Source organism: Streptomyces sp. NPDC046977 (assembly GCF_040644455.1).
Lineage (GTDB): Bacteria > Actinomycetota > Actinomycetes > Streptomycetales > Streptomycetaceae > Actinacidiphila.
Map to the genome: position 1 here is coordinate 103,407 of NZ_JBEYWO010000017.1, position 18,878 is coordinate 122,284.

Consider the following 18,878-nt stretch of genomic DNA (forward strand, 5'->3'; position numbering starts at 1 on the left):
TCCCCCGGAGGGATCACCCATGTCCGTATCCGCCCTTTCCGCCGTCCCCCCGAGGACCGCCCTGGTCACGGGGGCGACCTCCGGCATCGGGTGGGAGACCGCCCGCCTGCTCGCCGAACGGGGGCGCACGGTCATCGTCCACGGCCCCGACACCGAGTCCGCCCACCACGCCGTGGAGCGCCTGGTGGCGGCCGGCGCCGACCGGGCCCGACTGCGCCTGGCCGTCGCGGACTTCCGCCGGCTGACACAGGTCAGGGCGCTGGCGGCCGAAGTGTCGGCCGCCCATCCCGTCCTGGACGTCCTGGTCAACAACGCGGCGGTCGCGGCCCCCGAGGAGCACACGGTCACCGAGGACGGCAACGAGGTCTCCTTCCAGGTCAACTTCCTGGCCGCGTACCTGCTCACCCGGGAGCTGCGCGGCCCGCTGACGGCGCGCCCCGGCAGCCGCGTCGTCAACGTCTCGTCCACCACGTACCGGTCGGCCTCCCTCGCCTGGAACGACCTCAACCGCGCCCGCCGCTACTCCCGTTACGCCGCGTACGCGCAGTCCCAGCTGGCCCTGACCGTGTTCGCCGGCGCGGCGGCGCCCGCGGGCTGCACCGTGGTCAGCGTCGACCCGGGCATCTGCTCGACCGCCCTGCTGCCGCTGTACGCACACGAGGGCGAGCCGCCGGCCGAGGGCGCCGCCCGCGTGGTGCGGCTCTGCGACCCGCGGACCCCGCTGGTCCCCGGTGCCCACTACGACGCCGACGGCCCGTCCACCGCCGGCCATGGGGATCGCACCGCGCGCCGCCTGTGCAAGGCCGCCGACCTGCTCGTCACTGCCTGAAAGCCCGTCACCACCACAAGGAGGAAACCGGTGTCCAAGCGCGCCCGCAAGAAGAGGGCCCGTCGCAAGAAGGGAGCCAACCACGGCAAGAAGGCCAACCAGGGCTGAACCCCACAGCGGCGGTGCGGACCCCCGGACGATCCGGTGGTCCGCACCGCCGTCGGCATGAGGCACCCGGCAGGTCGTGGAGCGACGCGCCGCGGCCCGCGGCTCGCCAGGCGCCCAGCCCGGCCGGCGATACCCGAACGCCGGAGCGCCCTGGGCCGGCACACCGAAGAGAGGCGAGGATGATCGAGTACACAGGACTCCCGGTCCCCGGGGGCTGGTTCCCGGCGGACGTTCCCGGGCCTGTCGGCCTCGCGGAGCATGTGCGCGCCACCGGGCACGGCCGGTGGTGGGCGGACCGGGCCGTCGCGCCCCGTGTGGTCGCCGTGGCCTGTGCCGGCCACGTCCTGCTGGACGGCAACCCGCGCCACGCCGATCCGCGGGCCCTGGCCCCGCTGGGTGACAGCTACGTCCTGGCCCGGCCGGGGTTCCTGCCGCTCCTCGGGGCGGCGTTCGACCGTGTCGTGCCCTGGGAGCGCATGATCTGGCTGCGGTCGCGCCCGGTGCCGCGCCGCCGCCTTCCCGATGACGTGGTGGTGCGCCGGCTCACGGCGGCCGACGGCCCGGCGCTGGCCGCACTGGGCCCGGACGCCGCCTGGATCGCGGCGAGTTGGGGCGGGCCTGCCGCGCTCGCCGGCTCCAGTCACTGCTGGGGCGCCTTCCGCGGCGGCCGTCCGGTCTCGCTCGCCTGCACGTACTTCCTCGGCGCCGCGTACGAGGACATCGCCGTGCTGACACTGCCGGGCCACCGCCGCGAGGGTCTGGCGCTCGCCTGTGTCGCGGGCCTGAGCGCGGATGTGGTCGCCCGCGGGCGCGTTCCCAGCTGGACCTGCTCGCGCGACAACCGGCCGAGCAGGCTGCTGGCGTGGGCGGCGGGCTTCCGGCTGTTCGGGGAGTAGGTCCACTTCGCGGTGGGCCGCCCCGCCCGGCACGTCGGCCGGGCGGGGTGAGACCGCCGGCGCGGGCTCAGGGCTCGAAGCGGTAGCCGAGGCCGGGCACGGTGATCAGGTGACGGGGGTGGGAGGGGTCCGGCTCCAGCTTGTGCCGGAGGGTGGCGAGGTAGACGCGCAGGTAGTTGGTGCGCTTCTCGTTGCCCGGTCCCCAGACCTCGCGCAGCAGCTGACGGCCCGTCACCAGTCGTCCCGGGTTGCGCAGCAGCGGCATGAGCAGCCGCCACTCGGTGGGGGTCAGGTGCGGTGCCTCGCCGCGGCCCCGGCGGGGGCCGACGGTGAAGGCGGCCAGGTCCAGGCGGTATCCGCCGACGTCGACCGTCTGCGGCTCCTCCACGGCGGCGGGGCGGCGGAACACCGCCCGCAGCCGGGCGGCGAGTTCGTCCATGGAGAACGGCTTCGTCAGGTAGTCGTCGGCGCCGGCGTCCAGCGCCGGGACCTTGTCGGCCGGGTCGGACCGCCCGGACACCACGATGATCGGCAGCGGGCTCCACGCCCGGACGCCGAGGATGACGTCGATGCCCGCCATGTCCGGCAGTCCGAGGTCGAGGACGATCGCGTCCGGCGGGCTGATCGACACCAGGGTCAGCGCGGTCGCCCCGTCCGGCGCCGTGGTCACGGTGTAATGGCGGGCGGTGAGGTCGATGTCGAGGGCCTTGCGGAAGCCCCACTCGTCGTCGACGACCAGAACGCGCCTCATGTCAGGGCCTCCTCGTCCCCGGGGGCGGGTTCGGGGGACGCGGCGGCCTCGGCCGCGTCCGCCACCGGCAGGGAGAGCACCATGGTCAGTCCGCCGCCGGGCGTGTCCTCGGGGGTGAGGGTGCCGCCCATGGCCTCGGTCAGTCCGCGCGAGAGCGCGAGCCCCAGTCCGAGTCCCGTGGTGTTGTCGGTGTCGCCGAGCCGCTGGAACGGCGCGAAGACCCGTTCCCGGTCGGCGGGGGTGAGTCCGGGCCCGCGGTCGGCGACGCGCAGTTCCACGCGCCCGCCGAGCGCGCTCGCGCCGATCAGGACCTTGGTGCCCGCCGGGGCGTGCCGCTGGGCGTTGGTCACCAGGTTGGCCACGACGCGCTCCACCAGCGGCGGATCGGCCAGCGCGAGCGGCGCCTCGTCCAGCCCCTGGGTCACCACCGGCGCGGTGGCGTCGGTGAGGCTGTCCAGGGCCAGCGGCACCACCTCGGCGAGCGCGGTCGGCCGCAGCGTCAGCCGGAGCGCGCCCGCCTGGAGCCGGCTCATGTCCAGCAGGTTGTCCACGAGGCGGCTGAGCCGGGCCAGCGACTCCTCGGCCGTCGTCAGCAGTTCCTCGCGGTCCTCGGCCGAGAACTCCACCTCGCGGCTGCGCAGCGAGCTGATCGCCGCCCAGGCACCGGCCAGGGGGGTGCGCAGGTCGTGGCCGACCGCGGCCAGCAGCGCCGTCCGCATGCGGTCCGCCGCCTTGACGGGTTCGACCTCGGCGGCGGCCTCGGCCAGCCGGGCCCGTTCCAGCGCGGAGGCCACGTGGCCCGCGAAGGCGACGAGGACCCGCCGCTCGGAGGCGGCCAGGCGGCGCCCGCGCAGGACGAGGGTGTCCTGCGGCCCGACGGCGACCGCGACGGTGTCGCCCGCCTCGCCGTCCCGTTCCGTGACGACCGCACCGCGGTGGTCGGAGGTCCTGTGGACGAGTTCCGCGGACTCCAGCCCGAAGGCCTCCCGCGTCCGTTGCAGCAGCACCTCCACGGCCTGGTCGCCGCGGAGGATGTTGCCGGCGAGCGAGGAGAGCGTCTCGGCCTCCGCCGTCGCGCCGGCGGCGCGCCGGGACAGCCGCAGGGAGCGGTCCACGATCGTGGCGACGGTGACGGCGACGACCGCGAAGACGGCCAGGGCGAGCACGTTGTTGGTCTCGCCGATGGTGAACCGGCCGATGGGCGGGATGAAGAAGTAGTTGAGCAGCAGCGACGCGGTGACCGACGCCAGCAGTGCGGAGGCCACCCCGCCGATGCACGCGACACCGACGACGGTGAGCAGGAAGAGCAGGGCCTCGCTGGTGAGGTTGAGGTGCCCGCGGGTGTTCGCGAGCAGGACGGTCAGCAGCGCCGGCAGCACGAAACCCGCCACCGGCCCGGCGACCTTGCGCACGAAGGGCAGGTCGCTGCTGGGGGCGGGCAGCAGTCGGCCGCGCCCGGCGCGTTCGTGGCTGACCATGTGGACGTCGATGTCGCCGGAGCGTTCCACGATGGTCTCGCCGACCCCGCGCCCGGTGGCGAAGCGCGCCAGCCGGCCGCGCCGGCTCACCCCGACGACCAACTGGGTGGCGTTCTCGGCCCGGGCGAACTCCAGCAGCGCGGTGGGGACATGGTCGCCGACGACGGAGTGGAAGCTGCCGCCGAGGGTCTCCACGAGGGCGCGCTGCCGGGACAGGGCGGCCGGCGAGGCGTCCGCGAGGCCGTCGCTGCGGGCGATGTGGACGGCGAGCAGGTCGCGGGTGCCGCCCGCGCCGGAGGCGCCGCCGCCGTGGGAGCGCTCGGCGATACGCGCCGCCCGGCGGATCAGCGTCTCGCCCTCGGGCCCGCCGGTGAGCGCCACCACGACGCGTTCGCGGGTCTCCCAGACCCGTCCGATGCCGTGCTCGGTGCGGTACTTCTGGAGGGTCTCGTCGACCCGTCCCGCGACCCACAGCAGGGCCAGCTCGCGCAGCGCGGTGAGGTTGCCGACCCGGAAGTAGTTCGACAGGGCGGCGTCGACCTTCTCCGGGGCGTAGACGTTGCCGTGGGCCATCCGGCGGCGCAGCGCCTCGGCGGGCATGTCCACGAGCTCGATCTCGTCGGCGCGGCGGACGACCTCGTCGGGCAGGGTCTCGCGCTGGGGGACGCCGGTGATCTTCTCGACGACGTCGTTGAGCGATTCCAGGTGCTGGATGTTGACGGCGGTGAGGACGTCGATCCCCGCGTCGAGCAGCACCTCGATGTCCTGCCACCGCTTGGCGTGCGCGCCGCCGGGGATGTTGGTGTGGGCCATCTCGTCGACCAGGGCGACCTGGGGGGCGCGCGCGAGGACGGCGTCGAGGTCCATCTCGGTGAACTCGGCCCCGCGGTAGTGCCGTTCGGCGCGCGGGACGATCTCGAGACCGTCGAGCTTCGCCTCGGTGTGCGGCCGTTTGTGGCACTCGACGTAGCCCACGACGACGTCCGTGCCGCGGGCGGCCCGCCGGCGGCCCTCGTCCAGCATCCGGTAGGTCTTGCCCACTCCGGGTGCCGCTCCGAGGAAGACCTTCAGTTTGCCGGGCCGCCCTTGGCGGGCGCCGGCCGCGGCTGTGACGACTGGCTGCGTCACCGGGAGTCCTTCCTTGCGGGGATGTCACGCCGCCCGGCGCCGCAGGATGCCTGCGACGCCGGGCGGCGTGGTCCGTGCGATACGGCCGGAACGCGACGTCACCCGAGCTGGGCGAGCGCGAGGTTGAGCTCGACCACGTTGACGCGCTCCGCGCCGAGGAAGCCGATGACGCGGCCCTGCACGTGGTCCGCGACCAGCTTGCGCACCTCGGCCGCGTCCAGGCCGCGGGCCGTGGCGACACGGTCGGCCTGCTCGTAGGCGTAGGCCGGCGAGATGTGCGGGTCGACACCGGAGCCGGAGGCCGTGATGGCGTCGACCGGGACGTCGCCGGGGGCGACGTCGTCGAACTCGGCCACGGCGGCGCGGCGTTCCTTGATCGTCTTGATCAGGCCCTCGTCATTGGGACCGAGGTTGGACGCGCCGGTGGCGAGCGGGTCGTACCCGCCGGGCCGCGGCTGGAACCACTTCGGGTCCGGCAGGGCGGCCTCGTCGGCGTCGTCCGGGTTCTTCTTCGGGAGGTTGAAGCTCTGGCCGATGAGGCTGGAGCCGACGGTCTTGCCGTCCTGCGTGATCTTGGAGCCGTTGGCCTGGCCGGGGAAGACCGCCTGGGCGACCCCGGTGACGGCCAGCGGGTACACGATGCCCGCGACGACCGTGAACACCAGCAGCATGCGCAGGGCGGCCAGATGGTTCCGGACCACGGTGGGAAGAGAGCCGTTCATGATGGGTTGCCTTCTTCGGTCAGCTGAGTCCGGGGATGAACTGGATGATCAGGTCGATCACCTTGATGCCGGCGAACGGCAGCACCAGGCCACCCAGACCGTAGATCCAGATGTTGCGGGTCAGCAGTGCGGACGCCGAGGACGGCCGGTAGCGGACTCCGCGCAGCGCGAGCGGGATCAGCACCACGATGATGAGGGCGTTGAAGATGATCGCCGAGACGATCGCCGACTGCGGGCTGTGCAGCTGCATGATGTTGAGCTTGTCCAGGCCCGGGTAGGCGATCGCGAACATCGCGGGGATGATCGCGAAGTACTTCGCCACGTCGTTGGCGATGGAGAACGTCGTCAGCGCGCCGCGGGTGATCAGCAGCTGCTTGCCGATCTCCACGATCTCGATGAGCTTGGTCGGGTTGGAGTCCAGGTCCACCATGTTCCCGGCCTCCTTGGCGGCCGAGGTACCGGTGTTCATGGCCACGCCGACATCGGCCTGGGCCAGCGCCGGGGCGTCGTTGGTGCCGTCACCGGTCATCGCGACGAGCTTGCCGCCCGCCTGCTCCCGCTTGATCAGCGCCATCTTGTCCTCGGGCGTCGCCTCCGCGAGGAAGTCGTCGACACCCGCCTCCTCGGCGATCGCCTTCGCGGTGAGCGGGTTGTCACCCGTGATCATCACCGTGCGGATGCCCATCCGCCGCAGCTCGTCGAACCGCTCCCGCATGCCCTCCTTGACGACGTCCTTCAGGTGGATGACACCCAGGACCCGGGCCGCGCCGCCGTCCTTGACGGCGACGACGAGCGGCGTGCCGCCCGACTGCGAGATGCGGTCGACCTGCGACTGCACCTCCTCGCCGGCCTGGCCGCCGTTCTCGGTGACCCACGCGGTGACCGCGGACGCGGCGCCCTTGCGGATCTGGCGGCCGTCGACGTCGACGCCGGACATACGGGTCTGGGCGGTGAAGGGCACGAACTCGGCGTGGCCGAGCTCGCCCTCGTGCCGGGCCCGCAGGCCGTACTTCTCCTTCGCCAGGACGACGACGGAGCGGCCCTCGGGCGTCTCGTCGGCCAGCGACGACAGCTGCGCGGCGTCCGCCAGCTCCTCGGCGGTGACGGCACCGACCGGCAGGAACTCGGCCGCCTGGCGGTTGCCGAGGGTGATGGTGCCGGTCTTGTCCAGCAGCAGGGTGTTGACGTCACCGGCGGCCTCGACGGCACGGCCGGACATCGCCAGCACATTGCGCTGCACCAGGCGGTCCATGCCGGCGATGCCGATCGCGGACAGCAGACCGCCGATGGTCGTCGGGATGAGCGCGACGACCAGGGCCACGAGGATGACGATGCTCTGCTCGGCGCCCGCGTAGATCGCGAACGGCTGCAGGGTGACGACCGCCAGCAGGAAGACGATGGTCAGCGAGGCCAGCAGGATGTTGAGCGCGATCTCGTTGGGCGTCTTCTGCCGGGAGGCGCCCTCGACCAGGGCGATCATCCGGTCGATGAAGGTCTCGCCCGGCTTGGACGTGATGCGGACGACGATCCGGTCGGACAGCACCTTGGTGCCACCGGTGACCGCCGAGCGGTCACCGCCGGACTCCCGGATGACCGGGGCCGACTCACCGGTGATCGCCGACTCGTCCACCGAGGCGACACCCTCGACGACGTCACCGTCGCCCGGGATGATCTGCCCGGCCTCGACGACCACGTGGTCGCCGAGCCGCAGCCCGGAAGCGGGCACCTGCTCCTCACGGAGCCCGGTGGCACCCGGCCGCCAGTCCGCCACACGGCGGGCGACGGTGTCGGTCTTGGTGCGCCGCAGGGTCTCCGCCTGCGCCTTGCCGCGGCCCTCGGCGACGGCCTCGGACAGGTTGGCGAAGACGACGGTCAGCCACAGCCAGACGGTGATGACCCAGGCGAAGATGCTCGGGTCCTTGATCGCCGACAGGGTGGTGAGGACGGCGCCGACCTCGACCACGAACATGACCGGGTTCTTGAACATCACCCGGGGGTCGAGCTTCCGCAGCGCGCCGGGAAGCGAGGTGATCATCTGCTTCGGGTCCAGCATGCCGCCGGAGACGCGGTGCGGATGCTGCGGCCCGGGCGATGCGGCCCCCGGCGCGGCCGGGGGTTCGAGGGTGGTCAGGGACATCAGGACAGACCTTCCGCGAGCGGACCCAGCGCGAGGGCGGGGAAGTAGGTGAGACCGACGACGATGAGGATCACGGCCGTCAGCAGGCCGACGAACTGCGGCCGGTGGGTCGGCAGCGTGCCCGCCGTCGCGGGGACCGGCTGCTGCTGCGCCAGCGATCCCGCCAGCGCCAGGACGAACACGATCGGCAGGAGGCGGCCGAAGAGCATCGCCAGGCCGAGGGCCGTGTTGTACCAGTCGGTGTTCACGGTGATGCCGGCGAACGCCGAGCCGTTGTTGTTGGCGGCGGAGGTGAAGGCGTACAGGGCCTCGGAGAAGCCGTGCGCGCCCGAGTTGAGCATGCCCGCCCGCTCACCCGGCAGGGCCATGGCCAGGCCCGCGCCGACCAGCACGATCGCCGGGGTGGTGAGGATGTAGAGGGAGGCGAACTTCATCTCGCGGCCGCCGAGCTTCTTGCCCAGGTACTCCGGCGTGCGGCCGACCATCAGACCGGCGACGAAGACCGCGACGATCGCGAGGATGAGGATGCCGTAGAGGCCGGAGCCGGTACCACCGGGCGCGATCTCGCCGAGCATCATGTTGAAGATCGTCATGCCGCCGCCGATGGGCGAGTACGAGTCGTGGAACGAGTTGACGGCGCCGGTGGAGGTCAGCGTGGTCGACACGGCGAACAGGGCCGAGCCCCACACGCCGAAGCGCTGCTCCTTGCCCTCCATCATGCCGCCGGCCAGATGACCCGCCTGGCTGCTGACGCTGTGCAGTTCGTTCACGGTGACGATGGCGACCGACGCGGCCCAGATGGTGGCCATCACGGCGAGGATCGCGTAGCCCTGGCGGTTGTCGCCGACCATGCGGCCGAAGGTGCGCGGCAGCGAGGTGGCGATCACCAGCAGGAGGTAGATCTCCAGCCAGTTGGTGAAGGCGTTCGGGCTCTCGAAGGGGTGGGCGGAGTTGGCGTTGTAGAAACCGCCGCCGTTGGTGCCCAGCTCCTTGATGACCTCCTGCGAGGCGACCGGTCCGCCGGTCAGGCTCTGGTGGTCGCCGGCGATGGTCGCGATCGACTCCACGCCGTGGAAGTTCTGCACCACGCCCGCGGCGACCAGCACGATCGCGAAGACGAACGCGATCGGCACCAGCACGCGGACGGTGATGCGGGTGAGGTCCACCCAGAAGTTGCCGACGCGGTCGGTCTTCTTGCGCGTGAAGCCCCGGATCAAGGCGGCGACGACGGCGATGCCGACGGCCGCGGACACGAAGTTCTGCACCGCGAGGCCGGACATCTGCACCAGGTGGCCCATGGTGGACTCACCCGAGTACGCCTGCCAGTTGGTGTTCGTCACGAAGGAGATGGCCGTGTTGAAGGCGACGCCCGGCGTGACGGCCGGCATGCCGATGTCCAGCAGCAGGTGGTTCTGCAGCCGCATCAGCCCGTAGAGGAAGAAGACGGAGACGGCGGAGAAGGCGAGCACGCTCCGCAGGTACACGGACCACTTCTGGTCGGCGTCCCCGTCCACCCCGCCCAGCCGGTACACGAGGCGCTCGACGCGCAGGTGCTTGACCGAGGTCAGGGTGTGGGCGATGTAGTCGCCCAGTGGTCGGTAGGAGAGGGCCAGCGCGCCGACCAGCGCGAGTATCTGGAGCCAGCCCGCGAGGGTGTCGTTCACTAGAACTTCTCCGGGTGGATCAGCGCCAGCACCAGGTACCCGACCAGGGCGACGGCGACGACAAGACCGACGATGTTGTCAACGCTCACAGCCGCTCGACCCCCTTGGCGACGAGGCCGATGACGGCGAAGGCGACGACGGCGATGACGAGGAACGCTAGGTCTGGCATGCGAGAGCACCCCGGGAGACGTGTGGCACAGTGACCGCCCGCCCTCGGGGGCAAGCGGTGCCGGTGAGAACCGGCCTCCCGTAGAGAAGCGCCCCCAGACGCCCCCGACCAGGTTTGTTGGCGCCTTCCATACGGGTGCTCGCGGCGGCTTAACGGTGTTTTTACGCCCCGCCGCCCCGGGGCGGCCCGGTGGGCCGGATCCGTGGCAGGCTCGGGATCCCGGTCGCGGACCGGGCCGGGCGCGGGCTTGAGTCTCCCCCGGCGGGAGACCCCACGATGGCGGACATGGACGACGACACCACCCTCCACACCATCGGCGACCTGGCCCGGCTGACCGGTCTGACGGTCAAGACCATCCGGTACTGGTCGGACGCCGGAGTGGTGCCGCCGACCGACCGCACACCCGCCGGATACCGGCTCTACGACCGTGCCGCGCTGGACCGTCTCGGCCTCGTCCGCACGCTGCGCGACCTCGGCATCGACCTCGCCGCGATCCATCGCATCCTGCGCCGCGAGATCACCGTCGCCGAGGTCGCCGCGGCCCACGCCGAGGCCCTGGAGGTGCAGATCCGCACCCTGCGGATGCGCCAGGCGGTGCTGCGGACGGTCGCGGGGCGCGGGTCCTCACCACAGGAGACCGCACTCATGCACCAGCTCGCCACGCTCTCGGACCGCGAACGCCGCCGACTCGTCGAGGAGTTCATCGACCACACCGTCGAGGGCATCGACGCCGACCCCGCCTTCGTCGCCATGATGCGCGACGCCGTGCCCGTACTGCCCGAGGACGCCACGGCCGCGCAGGTCGACGCCTGGGTGGAGCTCGCCGGACTGGTGCAGGACCCCGGCTTCCGCGCCGCGATGCGCCGGGCCGTCGCCGACCAGAGCCGCACCGCCGGCGCCGCGGCGGCCCCGCCGGCCGCGGAGGACCTGGCGTCCCTGGCCGCGCTCCTGCGGGAACGCGCGGGGGGCGCCGCTGAGGCCGGGACCAACCCCGCATCCGCCGAGGCCCGTCCGGTCGTCGACGAGCTGGTGGCCGCCTACGCGCGGCTGACCGGCCGCCGGGACGACGCGGAGTTCCGCGCCTGGCTGCTGGAGCGGCTGGAGGCCGGCCATGACGCGCGCTACGAGCGGTACTGGCAGCTCGTGGCGGCGGTCGGCGGGCAGCCGGCGCCGCCCGCCCTGACCCCGGCCGTCCTGTGGTTCAGCTCCGCTCTGCGGGCCGGCTGAGCACCTCGCGGTAGAAGGCGAGGGTGGCGTCCAGGGCCTCGCCCAGCGGTGTGGGGCGGACGCCGAAGGTGTTCTCGAAGGCCGAGGAGTCCATGATCTGCGGCTCGGTGTGCTGGTAGAACATCTCGGCGTACTCGCCGACGAACACCTCGTCGAAGGGCCCCACGGGCCGCAGCTCGTCCACCACGAGGACCTTCAGCGGCCGCCCGATCCGCTCCTCGACCATGCGGTGCACCTCGCGCGTCGTGACGGCGGGCGCGGTCGGCAGGTGCCAGACCCGCCCGTCGCCCTCGGGGCGCTCGCCCAGGGTGGCGAGGCCCACCGCGACGTCGCCGATGAAGGTGTAGCTGTGCGGCAGGTCGATGTCGCCGAGGCCGAGCGCCTCGCCGCCGGTCAGGGCCGCGGGGAAGAACGCGCCGCCGAGCGAGGAGTTGAACGCGCCCGGCCCGACGAAGTCGGCGGAGCGGGCGAGCACGACGCGGGCCCGGCCCTCGCGGTGCGCGGCCAGGTAGCGCTCGTCCAGCTCCGCGCGCATGCGGCCCTTGCGGGAGGTGGCGCGCCAGGGCGTCTCCTCGGTCATGACCTCGCCGTGGGTCTCGCCGTACGGGTACAGCGTGTCCAGCACGACCAGCCGGGCCCCGGTGGCCTCGACGGCGCCGAGGACCGCCTGCTGGATCCGGGGCATGACCTCGACCTGGAGGTGATAGCCGACGTTCACGGCGTGGTGGACCACCGCCGCCCCCTCGATCGCGGTCAGCGCGCCCTCCGGCGTGCTCACGTCCGCCGCCCGGCGCTCCACCCCCTCGTAGGCGGGGCCCTCGCCCTTGCGGTCGACCAGACGGACGGCGTGTCCCCGTCGCGCGAGCTCCGTCGCGACAGCGGTGCCCGCGGGACCGGCCCCGAGGACGGTGTGCAGGGTGCGTGCGGTGCCGGACATGGCGATTCCCCTTTGCGAAGTGGTGGACTTTTACGGGACGCAACTGCTTCTCTCGTTCGTTAGAGACTATAACGAGCGGGATGGCCGGCAGCAATACCCGGTACGAGCAGGGGAGGCCGGCGGCCCGCGGAACACACGACGGCCCGGGGTCGCGCCGCCGAGCGGTGGCGCGACCCCGGGCCGTGGAGAGGCTCAGCCCGGGCGGGTGCCCGGGGAGCGCCGGCGGCGCAGGGCGAGGGCGAGCAGCCCGGTGACGGCGAGACCGGCGGCGCTGCCGATCGCCAGGGCGGTGGGGCCCGAACCGGAACCGCCGCCCTGCGCGGCGACGGGCTGCGCGTCCGGGGACTCGGCCGCCGGGACGGCGCCGGACGGCGAGGCGGGGGACGGAGTGGCGGGCACTCGCGACGGCGAGGCGGAGACCCCCCGCTGCGCGGAGGCACTCGCCCGGCCGGGCGACGGCGCCGGCTTCACGGACGCGGCGGGCCGGGGAGGCTTGGCGGTCTTCGCGGGCGCCCCGCCGCCGGCCGGCTTCGCCGCGGCCGGGAACACCACGTCCGAGCAGGAGTAGTAGGTGTCCGGCGTCGAGGAGTTCTGCCAGATCGTGAAGAGCACATGGCGGCCCGTGCGGTCCGCGGGCAGCCGCCCGCTGATCCGGTACGCACCGCCCTGGATCGCCGGGTCGGTGGCGGTCAGGAAGGGGCGGGAGGCGACCTCGGACCAGGTCAGCGGGCGGGTCGGGTCGTAGCCCTGCTTCGTCAAGTAGAGCCGGAACGTGCCCTGGTGGGGAATGGTCGTGGCGTAGCGCATCGTGAAGGCGGCGCCGGGCACGAGCCGCGTCGCCGGCCAGTCGGCGCGCGCGAGGTCCAGGCCCCGGTACGCGGGCAGGCCGCCGCTGCACAACTTGCCGTCGGGGACGACCTGCCGGTCGCGGCCCGCGACACCGGCGACGCGCAGGTTGTCCCAGTCCGCGAAGGCAGCACCGCCCCCATTGGCCGCCGCGGCGGCGCGGCAGGCCGGCGTACCGGTGAAACGCCCGCTGCCGGCCGCGCACGCCGCGGCCCGGCTGACGGGGTCGACGGGCGCCCCGTGCGCGGCGACGGGTCCCGCCGACGCCAGCAGGGGCAGCAGCGCGGCGGTCCCCGCGACGACGGTTCTGAGCACGTGGCGCGATGGGGCCATGCCGGGCGCCTCCCCTTATGCCGGTCGTTGCCGGTCGTTGACGGTCATTGAGTCGGGTACGCAAGTCGCCCCGTACTACGGGCCGTCCGCGTCCGGCGTTCAGCGGCCGGCCCCCGGGAACCGGCAATGGGGGAAATGTGTCTGTGAGGGGGACAGCGGGTGCGGGCGGGGGTACCGTGCGGCGCTGTGAGGGGGGCGAGGGGATGAGCGGCTGGAGCGCTCCGGGCTACTCGGAGTCGGCGGAACTGGGTTCGGGCGGCAGCGGCCGGGTCGTCCTGGCCCGGCATGACGCCACGTCAACTCCCGTGGCGATCAAGTACCTCAGCGACGAACTGCGCACCGACGCCGGTTTCCTGCGCGAGTTCCGCGCCGAGGCGCAGCTCCTCGGCGGCCTGGACACGCCGTATGTGGTGAGCCTGTACGAGTACGTCGAGGGCCCGCACGGCGCGGCCATCGTCATGGAACTCGTCGACGGCATCGCGCTGCGCGCGCTGCTGCGGCAGGAGGGCGCGACCGGTCCCGAGGCGGCCCTGGTGGTCCTGAAGGGCTCGTTGCTGGGCCTGGCCGCCGCGCACCGCACCGGCGTCGTGCACCGCGACTACAAACCGGAGAACGTGCTCGTCGCGGCGGACGGTTCGTCCAAGCTGGTCGACTTCGGGATCGCGGCACGCAGCGGCGAGACCCCGGACGTGGCCGGAACGCCCGCCTACATGGCACCGGAGCAGTGGACCGGGTTGTCCGCCTCCCCCGCGACCGACGTCTACGCGGCGACGGCGACCTTCTACGAGTGCCTGACCGGCCGCAAGCCGTTCCACGGCGAGAACTTCGCCGAGCTGGCGGTACGGCACATCGAGGGCCCGGTGCCCGTGGACGGCACCCCGCAGGAGTTGCACCCCCTGCTGCGGCGCGGGATGGCCAAGGAACCGGCGGACCGGCCCGCCGACGCGGCGGCCTTCGTCGCCGAGTTGGAGGAGATCGCGGGAGCCGCCTACGGCCCGGAGTGGGAGGAACGCGGTCAGCGCAGGCTGGCAGCCCTGGCGGCGCTGCTGCCGCTGCTGTTCCCCTCGGCGCGGGCGCAGGGTGCGCAGACCGCGCTCGCCACCACCGTGATCGGGCAGGGCGGCCGCCGGCTCGGCCGGCAGGGACTCCTGGCGGCCGTGGGCGGCCTCGCCCTGGCGGGTCTGCTGACCTTCGCCGCGGTGGCCTCGGGCGAGGGCCCCCGGCAGACCACCGCCAACTGGTCCGGGACGACCACCACCGCCACCCCGGACGACGGCTCGGGCGCCCCCGGCGGAACGGTCGCGCCGCCGTCCGGCAGCCCGTCCAGCAGCCCCACGGCGTCGGCACCCCCATCGGCCTCACCGTCCGTGGCGCCGTCCGCGAGCGCGTCCGCCACGGCCGGCGCCACCGCCACCACCGGTTCCACGCCGCCGTCGACCAGCCCCACGACCTCCGCACCCACCGGCGGGACGGCGACCACGACGTCGCCTCCGCCGACGACCGGCCCGCCGTCCACCTCGGCGTCGCCCACACCGCCCGTGACGGTCGAATCGGTGTCCATGACCACGCTGTCCCAGACGGGGACGTTCGCCGTGTCGGCAAGCGTCCGGGTGACAACGAGCGACGCCCGCCCCGTGACCCTGACCGTCGCCTGGTTCCAGGGCACCGGCAAAGGCGAACTCGGCACGCCGGACGGCACGTCGGTGCTCCCGCTGAAGGGGCAGACCGTGTACACGTTCACGGTCCCGCACACGTTCCCGCGCACGTCGGGCTGCTGGTTCGGGGCCGTCGCGTCGACCTCGCCGGACGCGGGCAACGGGCAGTCGACACAGCAGATCCTGTCCGACTCGCGTCAGTGCGTGCAGATCTCATGAGCGAGCCGCGCGACCTCACGCCGGAGGACACGAAGCGCACCTGGCGGCTCGGCCAGGAGCCCCAGGACGCCGTCCCGCCCGTCCAGGACGCCGCCGTCCCGCCCGCCGACGAGCGGCCGGAGCCGGCGCCGGACTACAGCGCGACCGTCCTCGCGGAGCACTGGGCGCCCGCCGCCACGACGCCCGGGACGCCGGCGACCCGTACCGAGCCGTCCGTCACCCTCCCGGACCGGGTGGACGGAGAGGTCATGCGCTTCGGGCCCGGCGTGACCCCGGCGGCCGCTGCCCGCGCGAACGTCGCGGCACAGGTGTGGCACGGCACCCTGAGCCCGCCCGCCGTGCCCGGTCCCGCCGCCGCGCGCCGGCGCCGCGGGCCGCGCCGCTACCTCCTGGCCGGTGCCGTGCTGCTCGCCGTGCTGGCCTACCTGGCGTGGCAGCGCTTCGGGCCGGGGCTCGCGGTGCGGGAGGTGACGGTGGCCGCGGTGCCCTCGGCGCCGTCGTGCGACACCCGGGTGGACGTGGTCGCCACGGTCCGCACCAACGGCCGCGCCGGAACGATCACTTACCGTTGGCTGCGCAATGACGGAACGTCGTCGAACACGCTGTACGAGAAGGTGCCGCGCGGCCGCGCGACGACCCGGCTGCACCTGCTGTGGACGTTCCACGGCCACGGCACCTACGACGCGCGGGCCGAACTGCGGGTGAGCGCACCCGGCAGCCGCTCGGCGACCGCGGCGTTCACGTACACCTGCACCTGACACAAAGGGTGACGACCCATCAGCACCGGGTGTCCGCCGACTCACAACCGGACCCGGCAAGTACACGCTGAGTGACGGAATTCCGGGCGCTCGCCCATCCGCTCGCAGATCGTGAATCCGTGGCCTTTGGCGCTTTCGGGAACGGTATCGGTGGCCGCCCCCGGTTTCGCTGCGCATCTGCTCGGCGGAACCGGGCCCGCACCGCGGCGGCCGGGTTCGAGTGGCAACCCGGCGAAGATCAGCGGAGACTACGAGGAGCGACATATGGTTGTATGGCTTGAGAAGAGCTCATTAACCGATGTATTTAGGATTTTTTGCCTCGGGCTTTACCGGGGCACGAGGACACCGGCGGTCGGCGGCGCCGACGGCCGGCGGGGCGACATCTCCTCAAGGAGCTCAGATCGTGGACGAATCCGTCGAACTCCTGGCGCACGATACGGGTGAATCTTCAACCACCCAGCGCGACAGTCCCGGCCGAGCGGCCGCGACCGAGGCGGTCCTCGCCGAGATGCTGGCCGGCCTGCTGGGAGTCGAACAGGTCCCGGCCGACAGCCATTTCTTCGAGGAACTGGGCGCCGACTCCCTGGTGATGGCGCACTTCTGCGCACGGGTCAGGAAGCATGCCGACCTGCCGTCGGTGTCCATGCGGGAGATCTACCGGCACCCCACGGTGCGCGGCCTCGCGGCGGCCCTCACCGAGACCGCCGAGCCGGCCCCCGATGCCGCCCCCGAGGCTCCGGCCCCCGTGGCGCTCCCGGCCCTGCCCGAGCCCGTGGGCACCCCGCGCCACCTGCTCTGCGGCACCCTCCAAGTGCTGTTCTTCCTCGGCTACACCTATGTGGTGGCGCTGATCGCGACCACCGGCGCGGAGTGGACGGCCGCCGGGCACGGCCTGGCCGACACCTACATACGGTCCGTCGTCTTCGGCGGCGGCGCCTTCCTGTCCCTGTGCGTGCTGCCCGTGCTCGGCAAGTGGCTGATCGTGGGCCGCTGGAAGCCGCAGCAGATCCGCATCTGGAGCCTGGCGTACTTCCGCTTCTGGTGCGTCAAGACGCTCATCCGCATGAACCCGCTGATCCTCTTCGTCGGCTCGCCGCTCTACTCCCTCTACCTGCGGGCCCTGGGGGCGCGGATCGGCCGCGGTGTCACCGTCCTGTCGCGGCACCTGCCCGTCTGCACGGACCTGCTGACCATCGGCGACGGCACGGTGATCCGCAAGGACGCCTACCTGAGCTGCTACCGGGCGCAGGCCGGGGTCATCCAGACCGGCCCGGTCACCCTCGGGAAGGGCGTCTTCGTCGGCGAGGTCACGGTGCTCGACATCGGCGTCTCCATGGGCGACGGCGCCCAGCTCGCCCACGCCTCCTCCCTGCACCGCGGCCAGTCCGTGCCGGACGGGGAGCGCTGGCACGGCTCGCCGGCGCAGCCCGGGGCCGGTGCGGACTTCATGGCGGTCCCCGCCGCCGACTGCGGCGGGGCGCGCAAGGCCGCGTACAGCCTGTCCCAGCTGCTGATGGCGATCACGCTGTACGTGCCCGGCTTCGTCGGCGGCGTGGCCCTGCTCGTGGACGTGGTGCCGCAGTTCGGCGCCCTGCTCGACCCGGGGCCCGTGGCCCTGAGTTCGTGGACGTTCTACGCCGACGCGCTGGCGGCCTCCCTCGTCTTCTTCTTCGGTGCCGCGCTGCTCGGGCTGCTCCTGGTGGTCACCCTGCCGCGGCTGCTGAACCTGCTCGTCAAGCCGGACACCGTGTACCCCCTCTACGGCTTCCGCTACGGGGTCCACCGGACGATCGGCCTGATGACCAACCGGCGGTTCTACCGGACGCTGTTCGGCGACAGCTCGGCCATCGTCCACTACCTGCGCCGGCTCGGTTACGACCTGTCGGAGGTCGAGCAGACCGGCTCCAACTTCGGCACCGAGGTCAAGCACGAGAACCCGTACCTCAGTTCCGTCGGCAGCGGCACGATGGTCGCCGACGGGCTGTCGATCATGAACGCCGAGTACTCCGGCACGTCCTTCCGCGTGACCCGGGTGTCCATCGGCGCCCACAACTTCCTCGGCAACCACATCGCCTACCCCGCGCAAGGCAGGACGGGCGAGAACTGCCTGCTCGCCACGAAGGTCATGGTCCCGCTCGACGGCGAGGTCCGGGAGAACGTCGGGCTGCTGGGCTCGCCGAGCTTCGAGATCCCGCGCACGGTCCTGCGCGACAGCCGCTTCGACGACCTCAAGAGCGGCGAGGAGTTCCGGGCCCGGCTGACGGCGAAGAACCGGCACAACGCCGTCACCATGGCCCTGCACCTGCTCATGCGGTGGCTGTTCTTCTTCGGCGTGGCCCTGATCGCGTCGTTCGCCGCCGACCTGTACGACCTGCACCCCGCCTACGGCGTCGCGGTGGTCGCCCTGGCCAACGTGGTGACGCTGGCGTTCACCGCCGGCTACCTCGTGCTCGCCGAACGCGCGGCCACCGGCTTCCGGGGGCTGCGGCCGCTCTACTGCTCGATCTACGACGAGGCCTTCTGGCGGCACGAGCGCTACTGGAAGGTGACCGCGGCCTCGCTGTTCGTCATGTTCTTCAACGGCACGCCGCTCAAGAGCGTGATGTGGCGGCTGATGGGCGTGCGCATCGGCAAGCGGGTCTACGACGACGGCTGCTTCCTGCCCGAGCGCTCCCTCACCACCATCGGCGACGACTGCACCCTCAACGAGGGCACCGTCGTCCAGTGCCACTCCCAGGAGGACGGCACCTTCAAGTCCGACCGCATCACCCTGGGGGCCCGCTGCACGCTCGGCGTCGGCGCCCTCGTCCACTACGGCGTGACGATGCACGACGGCGCCGAACTCGCCCCCGACTCCTTCCTCATGAAGGGCGAGGAAATGCCCCCGCAGGCCCGCTGGGGCGGGAACCCCGCGCACGAGATGCCGGAGGGCGTCCCCGTCCCGCAGGCCGCCGCCCGGGAGGACGTCCGAGGCGGCGTCCCCGCCTGCGGCAGCACCCTGATCGGCCGAGAGTAGCGCCG

At 72.8% G+C, this 18,878-nt stretch carries 14 protein-coding genes; 6 read left to right on the forward strand and 8 right to left on the reverse strand.

Features of this window, described 5'->3' with window-relative positions; all coding sequences use genetic code 11:
• Window positions 1-19 precede the first annotated feature (19 nt).
• Window positions 20-829: an SDR family NAD(P)-dependent oxidoreductase gene (locus ABZ883_RS24305; RefSeq protein ID WP_360909379.1), complete on the forward strand. Its 810-nt coding sequence runs from the start codon at window positions 20-22 to the stop codon at window positions 827-829.
• A 287-nt stretch (window positions 830-1,116) separates the two neighbouring features.
• Entirely contained in the window at window positions 1,117-1,833 is a 717-nt protein-coding gene (locus ABZ883_RS24310; RefSeq protein ID WP_360909381.1) for a GNAT family N-acetyltransferase, read from the forward strand.
• 67 nt (window positions 1,834-1,900) lie between these two features.
• Here the strand turns inward: ABZ883_RS24310 and ABZ883_RS24315 are convergent, their stop codons facing one another.
• The 6 genes from ABZ883_RS24315 to kdpF all read right to left on the reverse strand — a co-directional run bounded on the left by ABZ883_RS24315 (window position 1,901) and on the right by kdpF (window position 9,802).
• Window positions 1,901-2,584 (reverse strand): response regulator transcription factor, encoded by a 684-nt coding sequence (locus ABZ883_RS24315; RefSeq protein ID WP_360909383.1) that lies wholly within the window; start codon window positions 2,582-2,584, stop codon window positions 1,901-1,903.
• Window positions 2,581-5,190: an ATP-binding protein gene (locus ABZ883_RS24320; protein WP_360909385.1), complete on the reverse strand. Its 2,610-nt coding sequence runs from the start codon at window positions 5,188-5,190 to the stop codon at window positions 2,581-2,583. Before ABZ883_RS24320 ends, ABZ883_RS24315 begins: the two co-directional genes overlap by 4 nt.
• A 98-nt stretch (window positions 5,191-5,288) precedes the next feature.
• Window positions 5,289-5,912, reverse strand: coding sequence for a K(+)-transporting ATPase subunit C (gene kdpC, locus ABZ883_RS24325; protein ID WP_360909387.1), 624 nt, complete (start codon window positions 5,910-5,912; stop codon window positions 5,289-5,291).
• Between the two features lie 19 nt (window positions 5,913-5,931).
• Entirely contained in the window at window positions 5,932-7,965 is a 2,034-nt protein-coding gene (gene kdpB, locus ABZ883_RS24330) for a potassium-transporting ATPase subunit KdpB (RefSeq protein ID WP_360909600.1), read from the reverse strand.
• A gap of 83 nt (window positions 7,966-8,048) precedes the next feature.
• Window positions 8,049-9,713, reverse strand: coding sequence for a potassium-transporting ATPase subunit KdpA (kdpA, locus tag ABZ883_RS24335; RefSeq protein WP_360909389.1), 1,665 nt, complete (start codon window positions 9,711-9,713; stop codon window positions 8,049-8,051).
• Window positions 9,713-9,802: a K(+)-transporting ATPase subunit F gene (gene kdpF, locus ABZ883_RS24340; protein WP_360909391.1), complete on the reverse strand. Its 90-nt coding sequence runs from the start codon at window positions 9,800-9,802 to the stop codon at window positions 9,713-9,715. Before kdpF ends, kdpA begins: the two co-directional genes overlap by 1 nt.
• A gap of 365 nt (window positions 9,803-10,167) precedes the next feature.
• Here kdpF and ABZ883_RS24345 point away from each other — a divergent pair, with 365 nt between their 5' ends.
• A complete protein-coding gene (locus ABZ883_RS24345; protein ID WP_360909393.1) occupies window positions 10,168-11,109 on the forward strand; it encodes a MerR family transcriptional regulator in 942 nt (313 codons plus the stop codon).
• On the opposite strand, the gene ABZ883_RS24350 is transcribed toward ABZ883_RS24345, so the two are convergent.
• Together ABZ883_RS24350 and ABZ883_RS24355 are read right to left on the reverse strand one after the other, a co-directional pair.
• Window positions 11,084-12,046, reverse strand: a complete 963-nt coding sequence (locus ABZ883_RS24350) for an NAD-dependent epimerase/dehydratase family protein (RefSeq protein ID WP_360909395.1) — start codon at window positions 12,044-12,046, stop codon at window positions 11,084-11,086. The genes ABZ883_RS24345 and ABZ883_RS24350 overlap by 26 nt on opposite strands.
• Before the next feature lie 192 nt (window positions 12,047-12,238).
• Window positions 12,239-13,225: a lytic polysaccharide monooxygenase gene (locus tag ABZ883_RS24355; protein ID WP_360909397.1), complete on the reverse strand. Its 987-nt coding sequence runs from the start codon at window positions 13,223-13,225 to the stop codon at window positions 12,239-12,241.
• 203 nt (window positions 13,226-13,428) lie between these two features.
• On the opposite strand from ABZ883_RS24355, the gene ABZ883_RS24360 reads away from it, so the two are divergent.
• The 3 genes from ABZ883_RS24360 to ABZ883_RS24370 all read left to right on the forward strand — a co-directional run bounded on the left by ABZ883_RS24360 (window position 13,429) and on the right by ABZ883_RS24370 (window position 18,873).
• The gene (locus tag ABZ883_RS24360; protein ID WP_360909399.1) at window positions 13,429-15,099 is read left to right on the forward strand and encodes a serine/threonine-protein kinase; all 1,671 of its coding nucleotides are present in this window, start codon (window positions 13,429-13,431) and stop codon (window positions 15,097-15,099) included.
• Window positions 15,096-15,857: a hypothetical protein gene (locus ABZ883_RS24365; RefSeq protein WP_360909401.1), complete on the forward strand. Its 762-nt coding sequence runs from the start codon at window positions 15,096-15,098 to the stop codon at window positions 15,855-15,857. Before ABZ883_RS24360 ends, ABZ883_RS24365 begins: the two co-directional genes overlap by 4 nt.
• Before the next feature lie 508 nt (window positions 15,858-16,365).
• Window positions 16,366-18,873: a Pls/PosA family non-ribosomal peptide synthetase gene (locus tag ABZ883_RS24370; RefSeq protein WP_360909602.1), complete on the forward strand. Its 2,508-nt coding sequence runs from the start codon at window positions 16,366-16,368 to the stop codon at window positions 18,871-18,873.
• Window positions 18,874-18,878: the final 5 nt, after the last annotated feature.

Coding starts and splice junctions, on each gene's coding strand:
- ABZ883_RS24305 (WP_360909379.1), top strand. CDS start 20: ATGTCCGTATCCGCCCTTTCCGCCGTCCCCCCGAGGACCGCCCTGGTC.
- ABZ883_RS24310 (WP_360909381.1), top strand. CDS start 1,117: ATGATCGAGTACACAGGACTCCCGGTCCCCGGGGGCTGGTTCCCGGCG.
- ABZ883_RS24315 (WP_360909383.1), bottom strand. CDS start 2,584: ATGAGGCGCGTTCTGGTCGTCGACGACGAGTGGGGCTTCCGCAAGGCC.
- kdpC (WP_360909387.1), bottom strand. CDS start 5,912: ATGAACGGCTCTCTTCCCACCGTGGTCCGGAACCATCTGGCCGCCCTG.
- kdpB (WP_360909600.1), bottom strand. CDS start 7,965: ATGCTGGACCCGAAGCAGATGATCACCTCGCTTCCCGGCGCGCTGCGG.
- ABZ883_RS24345 (WP_360909393.1), top strand. CDS start 10,168: ATGGACGACGACACCACCCTCCACACCATCGGCGACCTGGCCCGGCTG.
- ABZ883_RS24350 (WP_360909395.1), bottom strand. CDS start 12,046: ATGTCCGGCACCGCACGCACCCTGCACACCGTCCTCGGGGCCGGTCCC.
- ABZ883_RS24355 (WP_360909397.1), bottom strand. CDS start 13,225: ATGGCCCCATCGCGCCACGTGCTCAGAACCGTCGTCGCGGGGACCGCC.
- ABZ883_RS24360 (WP_360909399.1), top strand. CDS start 13,429: ATGAGCGGCTGGAGCGCTCCGGGCTACTCGGAGTCGGCGGAACTGGGT.
- ABZ883_RS24365 (WP_360909401.1), top strand. CDS start 15,096: ATGAGCGAGCCGCGCGACCTCACGCCGGAGGACACGAAGCGCACCTGG.
- ABZ883_RS24370 (WP_360909602.1), top strand. CDS start 16,366: ATGCTGGCCGGCCTGCTGGGAGTCGAACAGGTCCCGGCCGACAGCCAT.